Origin of the sequence: Paracoccus alcaliphilus, from assembly GCF_028553725.1 — a bacterium.
GTDB classification, from domain to species: Bacteria; Pseudomonadota; Alphaproteobacteria; order Rhodobacterales; family Rhodobacteraceae; genus Paracoccus; species Paracoccus alcaliphilus.
On sequence record NZ_CP067124.1, the window covers coordinates 1,224,846 to 1,242,306 of the forward strand.

A 17,461-nucleotide genomic window follows, 5' to 3' on the forward strand; every position below is an offset into this window, starting at 1 on the left:
GTGGGATGTAGGGCGCAGCCGCCTGACTGTCAATGTTGGCCCGCTCTGCTACAGCCTTTCGGGCCAGAGACGCAAAGGAAGTTCTTATGCTGAAACGTTCGATTCTGGCTGCATTCGTGATCGCTGCCGCGCCCCTGACGGCGCTGGCGCAGGATCAGAATGCCGACTCTGTCGTGGCCAAGGTGAACGATCAGGACATCACTCTTGGTCAGATGATCGTGATGCGGCAGTCGTTGCAGCCGCAATCGACCGAAGGCATGACCGAACAGGCGATCTGGGACATGATGCTGGATCAGCTGATCAAGCAGACCGCCGTCGCCGAAACCGCCAGCGAGGACATGAATGCCGCCGTCCGCGCCCAGATGGAGCTGCAACGCCGCAATACGCTGGCCAATGCCGCAATTCAGGCCGTGGCCGAGATCGAGCCGACGGACGAGGAAATCCGCGCCGCCTATGACGAAATGTTCGCTCAGGCCGAGCCGGTGACAGAATATTCCGCCGCCCATATCCTTGTGGGTTCCGAAGACGAGGCCAAGGCGATCAAGGCCGAACTGGATGGCGGTGCCGATTTCGGCGAACAGGCCGAGGAACATTCGACCGACAATTCCGGCCCCAACAAGGGCGATCTGGGCTGGTTCACGCCCGACCAGATGGTCGAACCCTTCGGCAATGCCGTGCAAGAGCTGGAAAAGGATCAGGTTTCCGATCCAATCGAAACCCAGTTCGGCTGGCATATCATCAAGCTGAACGACACCCGCCTGCGTGAAGCGCCCGCGCTGGAGGTGATTCAGGACCAGCTGGCGCAGATGGTCCGCCGCGACAAGGTCGAGGCCGAGATCGAACGCATCGTGGGCGACGCCAATATCGAAAAGACCGAAGGCATCGATCCGGCGCTGGCGGTCCAGATCGAGCTGCTGGAAGCTGAATGATGGGCAAGGCAGGGCTGTCTGTCTCGCCCTTGGCACCGGCATCCTTTCCGGATCTGCCGGTGATCGACGGGGTCGAATTCGCCAGTGTTGCCGCCGGTGTGAAGTATCAGGGTCGCACGGATGTGACCCTGATCCGCATCTGTGAAGGGGCCGCGCTGGCGGGTGCCTTTACCCGTTCCTCGACCCGCGCTGCCTGCGTTCTGGACAATCAGGCCAAGCTGGCGCGTGGCGGTGACCGCGACAAGGGTGCCGCCATCATCGTCAATTCCGGCAATGCGAATGCCTTTACCGGCGCGCGTGGGCAAGAATCGGTCGATGCCGTGACCGGGGCCGTGGCGCAGGCTTTGGAGGTGCCGGCGTCGCGCGTGCTGTCCTCGTCCACCGGTGTCATCGGCGAACCCTTGCCGCATGAGCGGATCACCGCCGTGATCGGTGATCTGGCGGGCAAGCTGGATGCGGCGGGCGCGGCAGACGCCGCCCGCGCGATCATGACCACCGATACCTTCCCCAAAGGTGCCTTTGCCGAGATCGGCGGCGGTCCGAGCCGCATCGCGGGCATCGCCAAGGGCTCTGGCATGATCGCGCCGGATATGGCGACGATGCTGGTCTATATCTTCACCGATGCCCGGATCGCGCCGGAACTGTTGCAGCAGGCGCTGGATTCCGGTCTGGGCACAACCTTCAACGCCATCACCGTGGACAGCGACACCTCGACCTCGGACGCGCTGATTCTGGCGGCGACAGGGCGCAGCGCGGTGGCCGAGATCACGTCGCTGGACAGCGGTGCGGGCGCGGATTTCGTGGCGGCGCTGCATGGGGTGATGCGCGATCTGGCCCATCAGGTCGTGCGCGATGGCGAGGGCGCGACGAAATTCGTCGAGGTGCAGGTGACGGGTGCCGCCTCGGATGCCGATGCGCACAAGGTCGCCATGGCCATCGCCAATTCGCCGCTGGTCAAGACCGCCATCGCGGGCGAGGACGCCAACTGGGGCCGCATCGTCATGGCCGTCGGCAAGTCCGGCGCCAGGGCCGATCGCGACCGGCTGACCATCCGTTTCGGCGACCTGGTCCTGGCCGAAAAGGGCTGGCGGGCCGAGGGCTATGACGAGGATCAGGCCAGCGCCTATATGAAGCGGCAGGAGTTGCTGATCGCCGTCGATCTGGGGCTGGGGCAGGGGGCGCAGACTGTCTGGACCTGCGACCTGAGCCACGGCTATATCGACATCAACGCGGATTACCGTTCGTGAAGACGGTTCTTGTCGCGGCGGTGGCGCTGATCGACCCTGACGGGCGCGTGCTTCTGGCACAGCGCCCGGAAGGCAAGGCGATGGCCGGTCTGTGGGAATTTCCGGGCGGCAAGGTCGAACCGGGCGAAACCCCCGAAGCCGCCCTGATCCGAGAGTTGGATGAGGAACTGGGGATCGAGACCTGGGGCTCCTGTCTGGCGCCCCTCACCTTCGCCAGCCACAGCTATGAGCATTTCCATCTGCTGATGCCGGTCTTTGCCTGCCGCCGCTGGAACGGCATCGCCCAGCCCCGCGAAGGGCAGTCGCTGGCATGGGTGCGCGCCGCCGATCTGCGCAATTATCCGATGCCCGAAGCCGACATTCCGTTGATCCCGGTGTTACAAATGTGGCTTTAGGGTCGCAAAATTCCCCGATTCCGTCTCCGTTCTGCCACTTTATGAGGGTCAAGCTGTCTTTTATGACTGTTTTTTTACCTTTATGAATTAAAAATAAGTTGTGGGTGGAGGAGGACTTGACGTGATTCGCACCATATCACTGGGAAGCTACATTTCCGTTCAGGGTTTGTTTGAACGCGCGGCAGCCAACGGCAATATCGTGGTTCGTGTGGGTGCGCAGACCTTCGAAGGCAAGCCGGTCTCGAAATAAGGCCGGGGCGGTCCGTGGAAACGGGCGCCTGTTTGCCAGATGACGGCAGTACAAAAGAAAACGGGGCGCATCCCAGCGCCCCGTTTTTTTATCTGGATGTTGGCACGCCTTACAGCGTGCGCTCGACCTCTTCGCGCTCGAAGATCTCGATGACATCGCCGGGGCGGATGTCGTCGTAATTCTCGAAGGCCATGCCGCATTCCTGACCGGATTGCACTTCCTTGACCTCGTCCTTGAAGCGCTTCAGCGTCTTCAGCGTGCCTTCGTGGACCACCACGTTGTCGCGCAGCAGGCGCACCCCGGCGCTGCGGCGGGCAACGCCTTCGGTGACCAGACAGCCCGCGACCTTGCCGACGCCGGTGACCTTGAAGACTTCGCGGATCTGGGCATAGCCGATGAAGTTCTCGCGCACTTCGGCCGACAGCAGACCCGAGGCCGCCGCTTTGATGTCGTCCACCAGATCATAGATGATCGAGTAATAGCGGATCTCGACCCCTTTCTGGTTGGCGGCATTGCGGGCCGGGGCATTGGCCCGGACGTTGAAGCCGATCACCGGCGCCTGGGATGCCTCGGCCAGACCGATATCCGATTCGGTGATCGCGCCGACGCCGTAATGCAGCACGCGCACGCGCACCTCGTCATTGCCGATCTTTTCCAGCGCCTGAACGATGGCCTCGGCAGAACCCTGCACATCGGCCTTCATCACCACCGGCAGTTCGGCCACGGTTTCATCCGCCTTGGCCTTGGCCATCAGCTGTTCCAGCGTGGTCGCGGCACCGGCTGCGGCGCGCTTGTCCTTGGCCTGCTGCATGCGGTAATCGGCGATCTCGCGGGCCTGCGCCTCGGTCTCGACGACGTTCAGCACGTCGCCGGCCTCGGGCGTGCCGTTCAGGCCCAGAACCTCGACCGGGACCGACGGGCCGGCCTCTTCGACGCGGTCGCCCTTGTCGTTGATCAGCGCGCGGACCTTGCCCCACTGTTCGCCGACGACAAAGATGTCGCCGCGCCTCAGCGTGCCGTTCTGGACCAGAACCGTGGCGACGGGGCCGCGGCCGATATCCAGCTGCGCCTCGATCACCGCACCCTGGGCCGCCCTTGCGGGGTTGGCCTTCAGTTCCAGAATCTCGGCCTGAAGCGCGATGGCCTCCAGCAGGTTGTCCAGACCCTGACCGGTCTTGGCCGAAATCTCGACATCCTGCACGTCGCCGGACATCTTTTCGACCACGACCTCGTGTTGCAGCAGATCGGTGCGGACCTTGTCGGGATTGGCGTCGGGCTTGTCGATCTTGTTGATCGCCACGATCATCGGAACCCCGGCGGCCTTGGCGTGATTGATCGCCTCGATGGTCTGCGGCATCACCGCGTCATCGGCGGCCACGACCAGCACGACGATATCCGTCACATGCGCGCCACGCGCCCGCATCGAGGTGAACGCGGCGTGACCCGGCGTGTCGAGGAAGCTGAGCACAGCCCCCGATTCGGTCGTCACCTGATAGGCGCCGATATGCTGGGTGATCCCGCCAGCCTCGCCCGAGACGACATTGGCGTGCCGGATCGCGTCCAGCGTCGAGGTCTTGCCGTGGTCCACATGGCCCATGATCGTGATGATCGGCGGGCGCGATTGCAGATCCTCGGCCTTGTCCTCGACCGTGTCGATGACCTGTTCCACATCGGAATCGGACACCCGCACGGTGCGATGGCCGAATTCCTCGATCACCACCTCGGCGGTGTCGGCGTCGATGGTCTGGTTCGAGGTGACCATCATGCCCATCTTCATCAGCGCCTTGACCACATCGGCGGCGCGTTCGGCCATGCGGTTGGCCAACTCGGACACGACGATGGTTTCCGGCAGCTGCACGTCACGCGCCTGCTTTTCGGCGCGCTGGCCCATGCCCATCGCCTTCTGACGGGCCTTTTCCTGCTTGCGCTTCATCGCGGCCAGCGAGCGTTGGCGCCCACCTTCACCGCTCAGCGCCTGATTCAGCGACAGCTTGCCCGAGCGACGGTTGTCGTCGCGGGTCGCCTTGCCGCGCGAATCGCGGTCCGAAGAGCGGTCGGCGCGGTCGCGGTCGGTCTTGCGCGGCGCGGTCGAAGTTACACCCTTGGTTTCGGCGCGCGATGCGGCGGCCTCGATCGCGGCCTGATCGGGCTGGGCCGCAGCAGGCTTGGCGCGGGCCTCTTCCTTCTTGGGTTCGTCCTTGCGCTTGGCGCGTTCCTCGGCCTCGCGGGCGCGGCGGGCGTCTTCCTCGGCCTTGGCCTTCAGCGCCTCTTCGCGTTCGCGTTCCTCGCGCTCGCGCGCTTCCATTTCGGCGCGGCGGCGTTCGCGTTCTTCCTCGCGCGCCTTTTCGTCGGCGATGCGTTGGGCGGCCTCTTCGACCTCGCGCGCCTTGGCGGCGGCCAGCGCCTTCAGGCGGCGCTCCATCTCGGCATCGGAAATCCCGGCGGGCCGTTTCGAGCGGTCACCGCCGACTTTCGCCACCAGAGGCGTCTTGCTGCTGTCGGTCACACCCTGAGCGGCGCCGGGCTTCGGCACCACCACGCGCTTGCGCTTGGTCTCCACGACCACATTCTTGGTGCGACCGTGGCTGAAGCTTTGCTTGACCTGGCCGGGGCGGCCACCGCCCAGTCCCAGTGTCTTTTTTCCGTCTTTGTCGCTCATCTGCGTCTTCATTCCTTCCCGGCGGCCGTATTGCCGCCGTCATGCCCGCGCAGACCCGTCAGTCTGCCGGCTTCCACGATCACCTTGTCCGTCAGGCCACCCAGCGCAAGCGCGCTGTGTATGACATGATCACGCCCGAAGGACAAACCCAATTCTGATGCGGTCAGGCAGCCGAACCAGCGTCCGCCTTCGGGCGTCCACAGCTTGCCCTTGCCTCGTTCCGACCCGTCGCTGGCCTGCAACAGCACCTTTGCGCGGCCTTCGGCCAGCCAGCCCTTGACCTTTTCGAACCCGGCCACCGCCTTGCCCGATTTGCGCGCCAGCCCGATCAGTTCGACCACCCGTCGCGCCACGCCGGCCTCGACCAGATCGGCCAGACCGTCGGGTACCTTGACCTGCGCCCGTGCCGCCCGGGCGAACAGGCCCTTGGCGGCGGCCTTTTCGATGGCGGCCCGGTCGGCGGCGACCCAGATACCGCGACCCGGCAGTTTTTCAGCCAGATCGGGCACGATCAGCCCGTCCGGACCCACGACAAAGCGGATCAGCCCGCGCCGGGGCTGAACCTCGCCGGTGACGATGCAGCGCCTTTCGGGCTCGTCACGATTCTTGATGCGACCACCGCGACTCAAGCGGGCAGATCCGGGGCATCACGCCCCGGCCTCCTGTTCGGTCTCGTCCTCGGCTTCATCGGCTCCGGCCTCCAGTTCGGTCGGATCGACCCAGCCCAGCAGGACGCGGGCGGTCATTACCATGGTCTGTGCCTCTTCCAGACTGATGTCATAGGGCTCCAGCAGCCCTTCGTCCTTGACCCGCTGGCCATCCACCGTGGTCCAGCCGCCAGCCAGTTCCCAATCGGCGCAGGTCGCGAAATCTTCCAGAGTCTTGACGCCGTCCTTGGCCAGCGCCTCTACCATCTGGGGGGTCAGCCCCTCGAATTCAATGAGGCTGTCCTCGGCACCCAGCGCGCGGGCGTTTTCCAGCGCCGCTTTGCTGCGGGCCTCCAGCACGTCGCGGGCACGGGCCTGCAATTCCTGTGCGGTGCCAGCGTCCACGCCGTCGATGGTCAGCAGCTCGTCCTGTTCAACATAGGCCACCTCTTCCAGATCGGTGAAGCCTTCGGCAACCAGAAGCTGCGCGAAGAATTCGTCCAGATCCAGCGCATCCATGAACAGCTGCGTGCGGGCGTTGAATTCGGCCTGACGACGCTTGGATTCCTCTTCCTCGGTCAGGATGTCGATATCCAGCCCGGTCAGCTGGCTGGCCAGACGCACGTTCTGGCCGCGACGACCGATGGCAAGGCTGAGCTGCTCGTCGGGGACGACCACCTCGATCTTGCCCGCTTCCTCGTCAAAGACGACCTTGCTGACCTCGGCCGGTTGCAGCGCGTTCACAAGGAAGGTCGCCTGATCTTCGTTCCACGGGATGATGTCGATCTTTTCGCCCTGAAGCTCGCCCACCACGGCCTGAACGCGGCTGCCGCGCATACCGACGCAGGCGCCGACCGGGTCGATGCTGTTGTCATAGCTGATGACGGCGATCTTGGCGCGAGAGCCGGGATCGCGGGCCACGGCCTTGATCTCGATGATGCCGTCATAGATTTCGGGCACTTCCATCTTGAACAGCTCGGCCATGAATTGCGGATCGGTGCGCGACAGGAAGATCTGCGGGCCGCGGTTCTCGCGGCGCACATCCTTGACATAGGCGCGGATGCGGTCGTTCGGGCGATAGCTTTCGCGGCCGATCTTCTCGTTGCGGCGCAGGATCGCCTCGCCCCGGCCCACATCGACGATGATGTTGCCGTATTCCTCGCGCTTGACGACGCCATTGATGATGGTGCCCGCGCGGTCCTTGAATTCTTCGTATTGACGGTCACGCTCGGCCTCGCGGACGCGTTGCAGGATCACCTGCTTGGCCGATTGCGCGGCGATGCGGCCCAGTTCGACCGGGGGCACCTGCTCCTGAAAAGTGTCGCCGACCTGCGGGCCGCTGGCGTAATCGTCGATCCGTTCACCTTCGCGGACCCAGAAATTCTCGGGGCTGCGCTGCGGCTCGAAATAGGGGCGGGCCTGATCGGCGGTGAATTCCGCCTGATAGTTCTCAAGCAGCTCATCCTCGACCACGGTGCGGACGCGGGTGAAGGTCGCATTGCCGGTCTTGCGGTCGATGCGGACGCGGATGTCCATCTCGGACCCATAGCGCGACTTGGCGGCACGGGCCAGGCTGTCCTCCATCGCTTCGATGACCAGTTCCGGCTCGATCATCTTTTCGCGCGCGACGGCTTCGGCCGTCTGCAACAGTTCCAGCTGATTGGCAGAGGTGATCGCCATCGCTCACTCCTTGGTCACGGCGCCCGCAGCGCCTTCATTGTCATCGGTTTCGCCATCATCGTCGGTCTCGACCGCGTCGAAGGCGCTTTCGTCCAGATTGCCGATCTCGACCCCGGCTTCCTTCTTCTGGCGCAGCATCTCGCGGATCAGGTCGTCGGTCAGGACCAGCTTGGCATCGGACAGCCAGTCGAACTGCAAGCCGATGGTCTGGACCTCGTCGCCGTCCTCGATGTTCAGCAGCACTTCCTCGCCCTCGATTCCCGCCAGAACGCCTTTCCAGCGTTTGCGGCCGTCGATGGCCTGATTCGTTTCCAGCCGGACCTCATAGCCCTCGAAGGCCTCGAAATCCTTCATCCGGGTCAGGGGGCGGTCGATGCCGGGGCTGGACACCTCAAGGTAATAATTGTCCTCGATCGGGTCCTCGACATCCAGCGTCGCGCTGACCGCGACCGAGATGTCGCCGCAATCATCGACATTGATGCCGCCTTCTGGCCGGTCGGCCATGATCTGCAGGGTTGCGGTCTTGCCGCCCTGCAAGCGGACGCGCACCAGCTCGAACCCCAGATCCTCGATCACCGGGGCGATGATCTCGGCCAGGCGCCGGTCGATGGCGGTCTTGGCGATCAGATCGTTGGTCATGGGATCCTTTCGGAAATGAAAAACGGGCCGTCAGCGGGCCCGTGCGAACTTGTCCGGTGGGCAGGGGTTGGAAGCCTGCACCGCTGTTGTTTGCGCATATAGCGCGAGGGTATCGGAAAGGCAAGGGCCCTGTCGCGCGGCGGGTGCCGGAGTGTCACGTTCCATGCAGCGGCACCCCCTCGCGGTCGCGATCGCGCAGCATGTCAGTGATGCGGATCAACTCGGCCGTGATGCGCGGTTCCGACAGCGCGTGGCCAGAGGCCGGGACGATGCGCAGATCGCAGCCTTTCCAGCCCTGCGCCAGTTCCCACGCACTGTTGGGCGGGCAGACCATATCATAGCGGCCCTGCACGATGAAGGCGGGCAGATGCTCGATCCGGTGGCGGTCGCGCAGCAATTGCCCCTCGTCCAGAAAGCAGCCATGGGCGAAGTAATGGTTTTCCAGCCGGGCGAAGGCGCGGGCGTAATCGGCGGGTGCGTGGCTGACCGCCGCCGCCTGCAACCCCGCCAGCGCGTTTTCCCACATCAGCCAGGGCAGGGCGAAACGCGCCTGCTCGGCCCGGTCGGCCGAGAACAGGCGCCGGTGATAGGCGCGGATCATGTCGCCGCGTTCGGCCAGAGGGATGGGTTCCTGGAAACGGGCCCACAGATCGGGAAAGAACCGCCCCGCGCCGCCGCCATAGAACCAGTCCAGCTCTGATTGCCGGGCCAGAAACACGCCGCGCAGCACAAGGCCGGTCACCCGCGCCGGATGTGCCTGCGCATAGGCCAGCGCCAGTGTCGCGCCCCAGCTGCCGCCAAACAGCAGCCAGTCGTCGAGCCCGACCAGCGCCCGGATCGATTCGATGTCGCGAATCAGATGCGCGGTGGTGTTGGCCCCAACCTCGGCGGTGGGGCGCGATTTGCCGCAGCCGCGCTGATCGAACAGCACGACGCGAAAGTGTTCGGGATCGAACAGGCGGCGCATGAAGGGGCTGCACCCGCCGCCGGGTCCGCCATGCAGGACCAGCACCGGGCGCCCTTCGGGGTTACCGCATTGTTCGACATAGATGCTGTGCCCGTCGCCGACATCCACCATCCGCCGATCAAAGGGTTCGGTCGCGGGATAGAGACGGCCATGCGATCCGCCGATTTGTCCTGCCAATCTGTCCATGATCCGACTATATAGCCAAGCGCGACTGCCCGCCAGAAGGACCATGCCCATGACCAGTATCGACCCCGACGAAATCGCCAAATTCGAGGCCATGGCGGCGGAATGGTGGGACCCTGCGGGCAAGTTCAAGCCGCTGCACATGATGAACCCGGTGCGTCTGGACTATGTGATCGACCAGATCGCCGCCGAATTCGGGCGCGACCGCCGTGCCGCGCGGCCATTCGAGGGGTTGCGCATCCTCGATATCGGCTGCGGCGGCGGGCTGATCGCGGAACCGATGGCGCGTCTGGGCGCGACTGTCACCGGGGCGGACGCGGCTGCGGGCAATATCGCTGTTGCCCGCCTTCACGCCGAGCAGCAGGGCTTGCAGATCGAATACCACGCTACGACGGCGGAAACGCTGTTGGAGGAGGGGCGCGATTTCGATGTGGTTCTGGCGCTGGAGATCGTCGAGCATGTCGCCGATCCGGCCGCCTTCGTGCGCATGTGCCGTGATCTGTTGCGGCCGGGCGGGCTGGCGGTGGTCTCGACCCTGAACCGGACGGCGCGTAGCTTTGGCGCGGCGATCATCGGCGCGGAATGGATCATGCGCTGGCTGCCGCGGGGCACGCATGAATGGAACCGCTTCATCACCCCCGACGAACTGGCCGAAATGGCCGAAGGGGCGGGGCTGACGATGGTTGACCGGCGCGGCATGGTCTTCAACCCGCTGTCATGGCGCTGGAGCCTGTCCAGCCGCGACCTGTCGGTTAATTACGCGGTGACCGCGCGCCGGACCTGACGGCGCGCGGTCACTCGTCCGAGATCGCGCCGCCCAGCCGCAGCCGCAATTCGCGCAGCACGGGCAGCGCCACCCGCACCCGTTCGGGGCCGATATCGCGCACGACTTCGGCGATCAGCGGCATGAAGGCGGCAATCGCCGCATCCCGCGCCGCGCGCCCCGCCGGGCTGATCGCCACGAATTTGCGCCGGGCATCGTCCCAGTCGGGGCGGATATGGATATGACCCGCCCATTCCAGCCGCGACAGCGTATTGGTCATCGCCCCGCGCGTGACGTGAAACGCCTCGGCCAGCTGGGCGGGGGTACGCTCTTCCCCGACATGTGCCAGCAGGTTCAGCACCGAGAAATGCGAGATCTGCATCCCCCGCGGCAGGGCGCGGCTGATCAGGTTGCGCGACAACTGATCGGCGATCAGAACCTCGGCGAACAGGCTGGCGGCCAGCCGGTCATTCGTCTGGTCCTTTTCAACTGCGGGGGCAAGAGGGGGCATGGGCATGGATCAGGGCGCGTCGAAGCTGCGGTCATGGCTGAGGGACGGGATGCGGGACCGTGCCCCGTCAACCATGCTCAGGTCAAGTGAAACCATAGTGATACCCGGCGTAACACCCCCATCCGCCAGCACTTTTCCCCACGGATCGACGATAAGCGAATGTCCGTGGCTGCGCCGGGGCTTGCGGTCGGGCGAATGCGGCGCGGGATGAATGCCGCATTGCGCGGGCGCCAGAACGAAGCAGCCGGTCTCGATGGCGCGGGCGCGCAGCAGCACCTCCCAATGGGCCATTCCGGTGGTCGGGCTGAAGGCGGCGGGCACCGTCAGCAGGCGCGCACCGGCTTGGGCCAGCGCGCGATAAAGCTGCGGAAAGCGCAGATCATAGCAGATCGTCAGCCCGACCGGCATCGGACCTTGCGCCAGCACAGCCCGGCTGCCCGGACGATAGGCGGCGCTTTCGCGGAATGTCTCGGCCTCGGAGATGCGGACATCGAACATATGCAGCTTGTCGTAACGCGCGGCGATGCTGCCATCCGGGGCGATCAGAAAGCTGCGATTGACGAAGCGATCGTCGCCCGCATCGTCCCCCTTCAGCGCCAGCGAGCCGATCAGCAGCCAGACGCCGGCGGCCCTCGCCTCGTCGCGAAGGGCGGCAAGGGTCTGGTCCTCGCCCTCGGGCCGCAGGATCTGCGCCTGTCTGGCACGGTCCGGCGACAGCATGTTCGTGGCCTCGGGCGTCAGGATCAGGTCCGCGCCCCGGCCAGCGGCCTCGCGGATCATCGCGACCGTCGCGGGCAGATTGGCCTGTGGGTCGTCACCCACCGTCATCTGCAACAGCGCGACGGTCAGCTGATCGGGCGCGGTATCGCTCACACCGTCTGACCTGACAGCATCGGGTCCAGCTTGCCCGCGTCATCCAGCGCGCGCAGATCGTCGCTGCCGCCGACATGCTGGCCGTCGATGAAGATCTGCGGCACGGTGCGGCGGCCACCGGCGCGCTGCATCATCTCGGCCCGCCGTTCCGGCTGCGCGCCGACGTCGATCTCGTCGAAGGCCACGCCCTTGTCGCGCAGCAGCGCCTTGGCGCGGTGGCAATAGGGGCAGGTCTGGGTCGCGTAGATTTCGATATGGGGCGTTTCAGTCATGTCGGTCCTGTTTGTCCTGATTGGTTCGTTTCCTATCTAGTGATCCTTGACCGCCCGCGCCAGCACCGCGACAAAAACCGGCCCCGCATCCGCCCGTTGCAAGGCTTCGGTCGCGTGCGTCATCGTCGCGCCCGAGGCCATGACATCATCGACCAGCAGCACCGGCCGCCCCCGGATCGCCTCTGCCCGGCGCGGGTTCACCGCCAGCGCGTCCTGCAGATTGGCCATCCGCGCGACCCGGTCGCGGTGATCCTGCGCTGGCGTGTGACGCCTGCGGACCAGCAGGTCGGGAATATGGGTCAGCCCATGCGCCCGCGCCAGCGGTCGCGACAGCAGCGCCGCCTGATTATAGCGCCGCCGGAACAGCCGCAGCAGGTGCAGCGGCACCGGCGCCACCACCATGCCGGGCCGGATCAGGGGCGCCGCCGCCCGCGCCAGCCAGCCCGCCAGATGCGGCGCCATGTCGGGCCGGTCGCCATGTTTCAGCGCCAGCACCAGTTGCCGCCCGGTGCCGTCATAGACCACAGCCGCCCTGCCTTGCCGCCACAAGGGCGCGTTTTGCAGGCAATCGTCGCATTGCAGCGCATCATTCACGCCCCCGCCGCTATCGTCGGGCAGCGGCACACCGCAGCAATCGCAGGCCGCCCCGGTGATGAAATCGGTTTCGCGCCAGCAGTCCGGGCACAGCGCCACCGATGCGCCATCGGATGCGGCCACCGGCGCGCCGCAGCCCAGACATTGCGCCGGGTAAAGAAGATGCAAGGCCGCTTTCATCGTGCGGTGAAGCACCCTATGTTGCGCAACCATGATGACCCCCTCTGCCACCGACCGTCCCTTATTGACCGACCGCGAGGCGCTGCTGCGCAACCGCGCCCGCGCGATAAGGTCCGGGATGGCCGATTTCCTGCATCGATTCGCCGCCGCCGAGACCGAGGATAGGCTGGCAGAGATTAACAGGACGTTTAAATCGCCCGCCGTGGTAACGGGATTTCCGCATCTCTGGGCTGAATTGATGCCCTCGGCGCGGATCGTGACGGATGATCCGTTGCTGGATCTGACGCCGGGCGCGCATGATCTGGTCATCCACGCCCTGTCGCTGCACTGGGCCGAGGATCCGGTGGGCCAGATCGTCCAATCGGCGCGGGCACTGCGCGAGGACGGGCTGTTTCTGGCGGTCTGTTTCGGCGGCCAGACGCTGCATGAACTGCGTTCCGCCCTTGCACAGGCCGAGGCCGAGGTGACGGGCGGGCTGTCGCCGCGCATCCTGCCGATGGGGGAAATCCGCGATCTGGGCGGGCTGCTGCACCGGGCCGGGCTGGCCCTGCCGGTCGCCGATCAGGTCACGCAGCGCGCCAGCTATCGCGACATCCTGCATCTGGCGCGCGACCTGCGCGCGATGGGCGAGGGCAACGCCATGACCGCGCGCCTGCGCCATCCGACCCGGCGTGAAATATTTTTCCGCGCCGGCGCGATCATGGCTGACAGTTTTGCCGACCGCGACGATCCGTCCCGTATTCAGGCAAGCTTCGATCTGGTTTTCCTGACCGGGTGGGCGCCTTCCGATTCACAGCAGAAACCCCTGCGCCCCGGTTCGGCCAGCAAAAGTCTGGCCGAGGCGCTGAACGAGTTGAGAGACAGAGACTGAACATGACGCCAGCCGACGCGCGCAGCCCGCAACCCCAGGCCAAGACCGGCATCCTGATCGCCAATCTGGGCACGCCCGATGGCTATGATTACTGGTCGATGCGGCGTTATCTGAACGAATTCCTGTCCGACAAGCGGGTGATCGATTATCCGGCGTGGAAATGGCAGCCGCTGTTGCAGGGCATCATCCTGACCAAACGACCCTTCACCTCGGGCGCGAATTACAAGCTGATCTGGAACGAGGAGCTGAACGAGAGCCCGCTGATGACCATCACGCGCAGCCAGACCGAGGCCCTGCGCGCCCGTGCCCATGCCGAATGGGGCGACCGGGTGATGGTCGATTTCTGCATGCGCTATGGCAACCCCTCGACCGATGAGGTTCTGGACCGGATGGTTCAGGCGGGCTGTCGGCGGATCGTGTTCCTGCCGCTTTATCCGCAATATGCCGGGGCGACCTCGGCCACGGCGAACGATCAGCTGTTCCGGGCCCTGATGCAGCAGAAATGGCAGCCTTCGGTGCGCACCTGCGACCCCTATTTCAACCGCGAGGATTATATCGCCGCGCTGGCCGCCTCGGTCGAGCGCAAGCTGGAGGGGCGCAAGCCGCCGAAACTGGTGGCCTCGTATCACGGCATGCCCCGGCGCTATGCCGATGAGGGCGACCCCTATTACCGTCATTGCCGGATGACCTCGGACCTGCTGCAACGGCGGCTGGGATGGGAGGACGGGATCATCGACACCACCTTCCAGTCGGTTTTCGGATCTGAGGAATGGCTGCGCCCCTATACGGTCGAACATGTGGCCGAGCTGGCGCGGCAGGGCTATACCGATATCGCCGTGATCTCGCCGGCCTTCGCAGCGGATTGCATCGAAACGCTGGAAGAGATCAACGGCGAGATCCGCGAAAGCTTTGAACATGCGGGGGGCAAGGAATTCACCTATATTCCCTGCCTGAACGACGATCCGGCGCATGTCGAGGTGATGCTGAACGTCATCCGCGACAACATCGGCGGCTGGGTCTGACGCTGCCTGCCCGGCAGATGAAATACAATTAAATCAAAATGTTGATACTATGTCAGGGGTGTGAAAGCCCCTGTTAAGTTATCCTGTGCCAGTGTCCTGCGGCATGTCCGGCCCTTCGCAGTCGGGCAGTGTTCCGACAACACATATACTGGTGAGGGATCATGGCGAATCTGGAAGGGACCTGGCTTTATCTGGGCAAATTCGATGTGGCGGGCGGCACCGGATCCAGCCCGGTGGGCGGTATTGAGGCCCGTAGGTCCTTTGAAGGGATCGAAGTCGGGCACAAATCCGGGCTCAGCTTTGTCGACGTCAGTTGGAATACCAACAGCGACGGCTTTGCCTATCCCAAGCATAACGAAATTCACGATAAATATCACAGTGCCAGCTATGAACTGGATGGCGAAATGGTCGAGACGAAATTCGCCTCGTTCCTGCATTACAAGGTCGAGCTGACATTCCTGAGTGACGACAAAACCACCTATACGGTCGAGAAGGTCTATACCGCGCGACAGATGATGAATGGCGATCTGTTCGTGACGACATCCTACGACAATAACGGCCCGGACGGCACCAAGGAGACATTCGCCGATCCGCTGCTGACAGCGCGCCTGACCGAATTGGTGGATTACGGCGACTGGAACATGCGGGTGCATGACATTCGCGACTTCAAAGGAGAGGTGGTGCCCCCCTCGGTCCCCTGTTTCGTTGGGGGCACGCTGATCGATACGCCCGACGGGCCGCGGGTGATCGAGGATATTCGCGTGGGCGATCTGGTCTGGACGCAGGATCATGGCGCTCAGCCGGTGCGCTGGGTGGGTTCGCGACGGATGGGCGAGGCGCTGCTGACGATTTTCCCGAAGCTGCGTCCGATCCGCATCGGCGCGGGCACATTGGGCGCCGGGGTGCCGGCAAGCGATCTGTTCGTGTCGCCGCAGCACCGCATCCTTGTCCGCTCGAAGATCGCGGAACGGATGTTCGGCAAGTCCGAGGTTCTGATCGCTGCCAAGGACATGCTGGAATGGCCCGGTGTCGCATTGGCCGAAGATCTGTGCGATTTCAGCTATCACCATCTGCTGTTCGACCGGCACGAGCTGATCCGGGCGAATGGTCTGCTGTCCGAATCGCTGTTCACCGGAGAGCAGGCGCTGATCGCCGTTGGTGTCGAGGCCCGCACCGAAATCCTGACGATCCTGCCGCAGCTTCAGGTGACGCATCACATTCCGGCCCCGGCGCGCAGTCTGGAAAAGGGCCGCCGTGTTCGTCACATGATCCAGCGGCACCTGAAAAGCGACAAGCCCCTGTTCGCAAGATAGCGGGCGTTACAGGAAAAAGGGGCCCGCAGGCCCCCTTGGATCAAAGCACCAGAACCTGCGTTCCGATCTTGGCCAATTCGTACATTTCCTTGATATGTTCGTTATACAGCCCGATGCAGCCGTTCGAGGATTTGCGCCCGATCTTGCGTGTGTCATGCGTGCCGTGAAGGCGGTAATACTGCCAGCTGAACCACAGCGCATGGGTGCCCATCGGGTTGTCCGGGTCGCCCGGCGGGACGAAATCCGGCCATTCCGGGTTGCGCTTCTTCATCTCCGGCGTGGGGGCCCAGCTTGGGCCTTCGACGCGGCGGATGATCTCGGTGCGGCCGGTGCGGGTCAGATCGTCGCTGACCGGGATCGAGGATGGATAGACGCGATAGACGCTTTCATCCTCGGACCAGAAATGCACCGCGCGAGAGGTCAGGTCGCACAGGATCGCACCATTGGTCAGGTTGCTGAAATGCGGCCGCCAGTCCTGCATCCGGAAGCTGGAGATATTGTGCTGCGGGCCAGTATTGCTGGCGGGCATCGGGGCCGGTGCCGGGGCCGCGAAGGGCTGGGCGGCATTGGCATCATATTGATATTGCTGCGCCAGCGCGGGCATGGCCAGACCGGCGGCCCCCAGCGCGGCTGCCGAGCCGAGGAAGGCCCGGCGGTTCAAGGCAGGTTTATCGCTCATCGCGTCATGTCCTTCGTCCTCAATAACCGCTCTTGAAGGCGGTTTGACTGCTCCGCCAATATTCACGCGGGACGGTATTCCAATACGTCTGCCGCCGATTCGCCGCAATTCAAACTCGTGTCATGGCAACAGTTTATGTGGGATATGTGTCCTTCACGCATTCTTGGGTTTGAAGCCTGGGGTGCCGTTCGTTAAGGCTTGGGGAAAACGAAGACGAGGGATGGCGGGACAATGATGACATTCAGGACGGTTGCGGTTCTTGCCGTCATGGGGCTGGCGGCATGTCAGCCCTATGCGATGGCGCCGCATCTGCAAACGCCGCTGCCCGAGACGGCGGCCGAACCAGAGCCGCTGGGGCAGGGCTTTCGCATCAACGACCGCGAGGCGGCAGAAATTCCGGGGCGCGCGCTGCAACAGGTCAACATGCTGCGCGCCAATATCGGGCAATCGCCGCTGTCGCTCAGCCCGCAGCTTTCGGCGGCTGCGCTGGCGCATTCGCGCGACATGTCGGCGCAGAACCGGGCGTGGCACTGGGGGTCGGACGGCTCGTCGCCGCTGGACCGGGTACGCAGCCAGGGCTATTTCGGCAAGCTGCTGGGCGAGAATATTTCGGAATCCTATGAGACGGACATCGAGACGCTGAATGCCTGGATGTCCACCCGCGAAACCCGCGATGTGATCATGGACCCCGCCGCGCGCGAACTGGGCTTTGCATGGTATCAGGAACCCACCGGCAAGATCTGGTGGACGCTGCTGACCGGGGGTTAGGCCCCCGGCCTCGCTGCGG

At 64.5% G+C, this 17,461-nt stretch carries 19 protein-coding genes; 9 read left to right on the plus strand and 10 right to left on the minus strand.

Going from position 1 to position 17,461, the window contains the following annotated elements:
* Nucleotides 1-86 precede the first annotated feature (86 nt).
* From JHW40_RS06290 to JHW40_RS06305, 4 genes are all read left to right on the plus strand, one after another.
* Nucleotides 87-929: a peptidylprolyl isomerase gene (locus JHW40_RS06290; protein WP_090610624.1), complete on the plus strand. Its 843-nt coding sequence runs from the start codon at nt 87-89 to the stop codon at nt 927-929.
* On the plus strand, nt 929-2,176 hold the full coding sequence (argJ, locus tag JHW40_RS06295) for a bifunctional glutamate N-acetyltransferase/amino-acid acetyltransferase ArgJ (protein ID WP_090610625.1): 1,248 nt from the start codon (nt 929-931) through the stop codon (nt 2,174-2,176). Before JHW40_RS06290 ends, argJ begins: the two co-directional genes overlap by 1 nt.
* Nucleotides 2,173-2,571 carry a (deoxy)nucleoside triphosphate pyrophosphohydrolase gene (locus JHW40_RS06300; protein WP_090610626.1) on the plus strand — a complete coding sequence of 133 codons (399 nt, stop codon included), beginning with the start codon at nt 2,173-2,175 and terminating at the stop codon, nt 2,569-2,571. Before argJ ends, JHW40_RS06300 begins: the two co-directional genes overlap by 4 nt.
* A 121-nt stretch (nt 2,572-2,692) precedes the next feature.
* Nucleotides 2,693-2,821 carry a hypothetical protein gene (locus JHW40_RS06305; RefSeq protein ID WP_090610627.1) on the plus strand — a complete coding sequence of 43 codons (129 nt, stop codon included), beginning with the start codon at nt 2,693-2,695 and terminating at the stop codon, nt 2,819-2,821.
* 109 nt (nt 2,822-2,930) lie between these two features.
* On the opposite strand, the gene infB is transcribed toward JHW40_RS06305, so the two are convergent.
* From infB to pip, 5 genes are all read right to left on the minus strand, one after another.
* Entirely contained in the window at nt 2,931-5,480 is a 2,550-nt protein-coding gene (gene infB, locus JHW40_RS06310) for a translation initiation factor IF-2 (protein ID WP_090610761.1), read from the minus strand.
* Between the two features lie 8 nt (nt 5,481-5,488).
* Nucleotides 5,489-6,109 carry an RNA-binding protein gene (locus tag JHW40_RS06315; RefSeq protein ID WP_090610628.1) on the minus strand — a complete coding sequence of 207 codons (621 nt, stop codon included), beginning with the start codon at nt 6,107-6,109 and terminating at the stop codon, nt 5,489-5,491.
* Nucleotides 6,110-6,127: 18 nt separating this feature from the next.
* A complete protein-coding gene (gene nusA / locus JHW40_RS06320) occupies nt 6,128-7,807 on the minus strand; it encodes a transcription termination factor NusA (protein ID WP_090610629.1) in 1,680 nt (559 codons plus the stop codon).
* 3 nt (nt 7,808-7,810) lie between these two features.
* Entirely contained in the window at nt 7,811-8,446 is a 636-nt protein-coding gene (rimP, locus tag JHW40_RS06325) for a ribosome maturation factor RimP (protein WP_090610630.1), read from the minus strand.
* A 154-nt stretch (nt 8,447-8,600) separates the two neighbouring features.
* The gene (gene pip / locus JHW40_RS06330; protein ID WP_090610631.1) at nt 8,601-9,599 is read right to left on the minus strand and encodes a prolyl aminopeptidase; all 999 of its coding nucleotides are present in this window, start codon (nt 9,597-9,599) and stop codon (nt 8,601-8,603) included.
* Nucleotides 9,600-9,642: 43 nt separating this feature from the next.
* Between pip and ubiG the strand changes: the two genes are divergently transcribed.
* Nucleotides 9,643-10,380, plus strand: coding sequence for a bifunctional 2-polyprenyl-6-hydroxyphenol methylase/3-demethylubiquinol 3-O-methyltransferase UbiG (gene ubiG, locus JHW40_RS06335; RefSeq protein WP_090610632.1), 738 nt, complete (start codon nt 9,643-9,645; stop codon nt 10,378-10,380).
* 10 nt (nt 10,381-10,390) lie between these two features.
* Here ubiG and JHW40_RS06340 read toward each other — a convergent pair whose 3' ends face one another.
* The 4 genes from JHW40_RS06340 to JHW40_RS06355 are packed head-to-tail and all read right to left on the minus strand — an operon-like array spanning nt 10,391 to nt 12,822.
* Nucleotides 10,391-10,870 carry a MarR family winged helix-turn-helix transcriptional regulator gene (locus tag JHW40_RS06340; protein ID WP_090610762.1) on the minus strand — a complete coding sequence of 160 codons (480 nt, stop codon included), beginning with the start codon at nt 10,868-10,870 and terminating at the stop codon, nt 10,391-10,393.
* A gap of 9 nt (nt 10,871-10,879) precedes the next feature.
* On the minus strand, nt 10,880-11,719 hold the full coding sequence (locus JHW40_RS06345; RefSeq protein WP_090610763.1) for a carbon-nitrogen hydrolase family protein: 840 nt from the start codon (nt 11,717-11,719) through the stop codon (nt 10,880-10,882).
* Nucleotides 11,720-11,739: 20 nt separating this feature from the next.
* Complete coding sequence (gene grxC / locus JHW40_RS06350; RefSeq protein WP_090610633.1) at nt 11,740-12,015, minus strand: glutaredoxin 3; 276 nt, start codon at nt 12,013-12,015, stop codon at nt 11,740-11,742.
* Nucleotides 12,016-12,051: 36 nt separating this feature from the next.
* Complete coding sequence (locus JHW40_RS06355; protein WP_244519117.1) at nt 12,052-12,822, minus strand: ComF family protein; 771 nt, start codon at nt 12,820-12,822, stop codon at nt 12,052-12,054.
* On the opposite strand from JHW40_RS06355, the gene JHW40_RS06360 reads away from it, so the two are divergent.
* From JHW40_RS06360 to JHW40_RS06370, 3 genes are all read left to right on the plus strand, one after another.
* On the plus strand, nt 12,821-13,660 hold the full coding sequence (locus JHW40_RS06360) for a methyltransferase domain-containing protein (RefSeq protein WP_090610634.1): 840 nt from the start codon (nt 12,821-12,823) through the stop codon (nt 13,658-13,660). The genes JHW40_RS06355 and JHW40_RS06360 overlap by 2 nt on opposite strands.
* Before the next feature lie 2 nt (nt 13,661-13,662).
* Nucleotides 13,663-14,682 carry a ferrochelatase gene (gene hemH, locus JHW40_RS06365; RefSeq protein ID WP_090610635.1) on the plus strand — a complete coding sequence of 340 codons (1,020 nt, stop codon included), beginning with the start codon at nt 13,663-13,665 and terminating at the stop codon, nt 14,680-14,682.
* A 161-nt stretch (nt 14,683-14,843) separates the two neighbouring features.
* On the plus strand, nt 14,844-15,995 hold the full coding sequence (locus JHW40_RS06370; RefSeq protein WP_244519118.1) for a Hint domain-containing protein: 1,152 nt from the start codon (nt 14,844-14,846) through the stop codon (nt 15,993-15,995).
* A gap of 40 nt (nt 15,996-16,035) precedes the next feature.
* Here JHW40_RS06370 and JHW40_RS06375 read toward each other — a convergent pair whose 3' ends face one another.
* Nucleotides 16,036-16,674, minus strand: coding sequence for a L,D-transpeptidase (locus tag JHW40_RS06375; RefSeq protein WP_090610636.1), 639 nt, complete (start codon nt 16,672-16,674; stop codon nt 16,036-16,038).
* Between the two features lie 231 nt (nt 16,675-16,905).
* Here JHW40_RS06375 and dalA point away from each other — a divergent pair, with 231 nt between their 5' ends.
* Nucleotides 16,906-17,442, plus strand: a complete 537-nt coding sequence (gene dalA / locus JHW40_RS06380) for a divisome-associated lipoprotein DalA (protein ID WP_090610637.1) — start codon at nt 16,906-16,908, stop codon at nt 17,440-17,442.
* Nucleotides 17,443-17,461 lie beyond the last annotated feature (19 nt).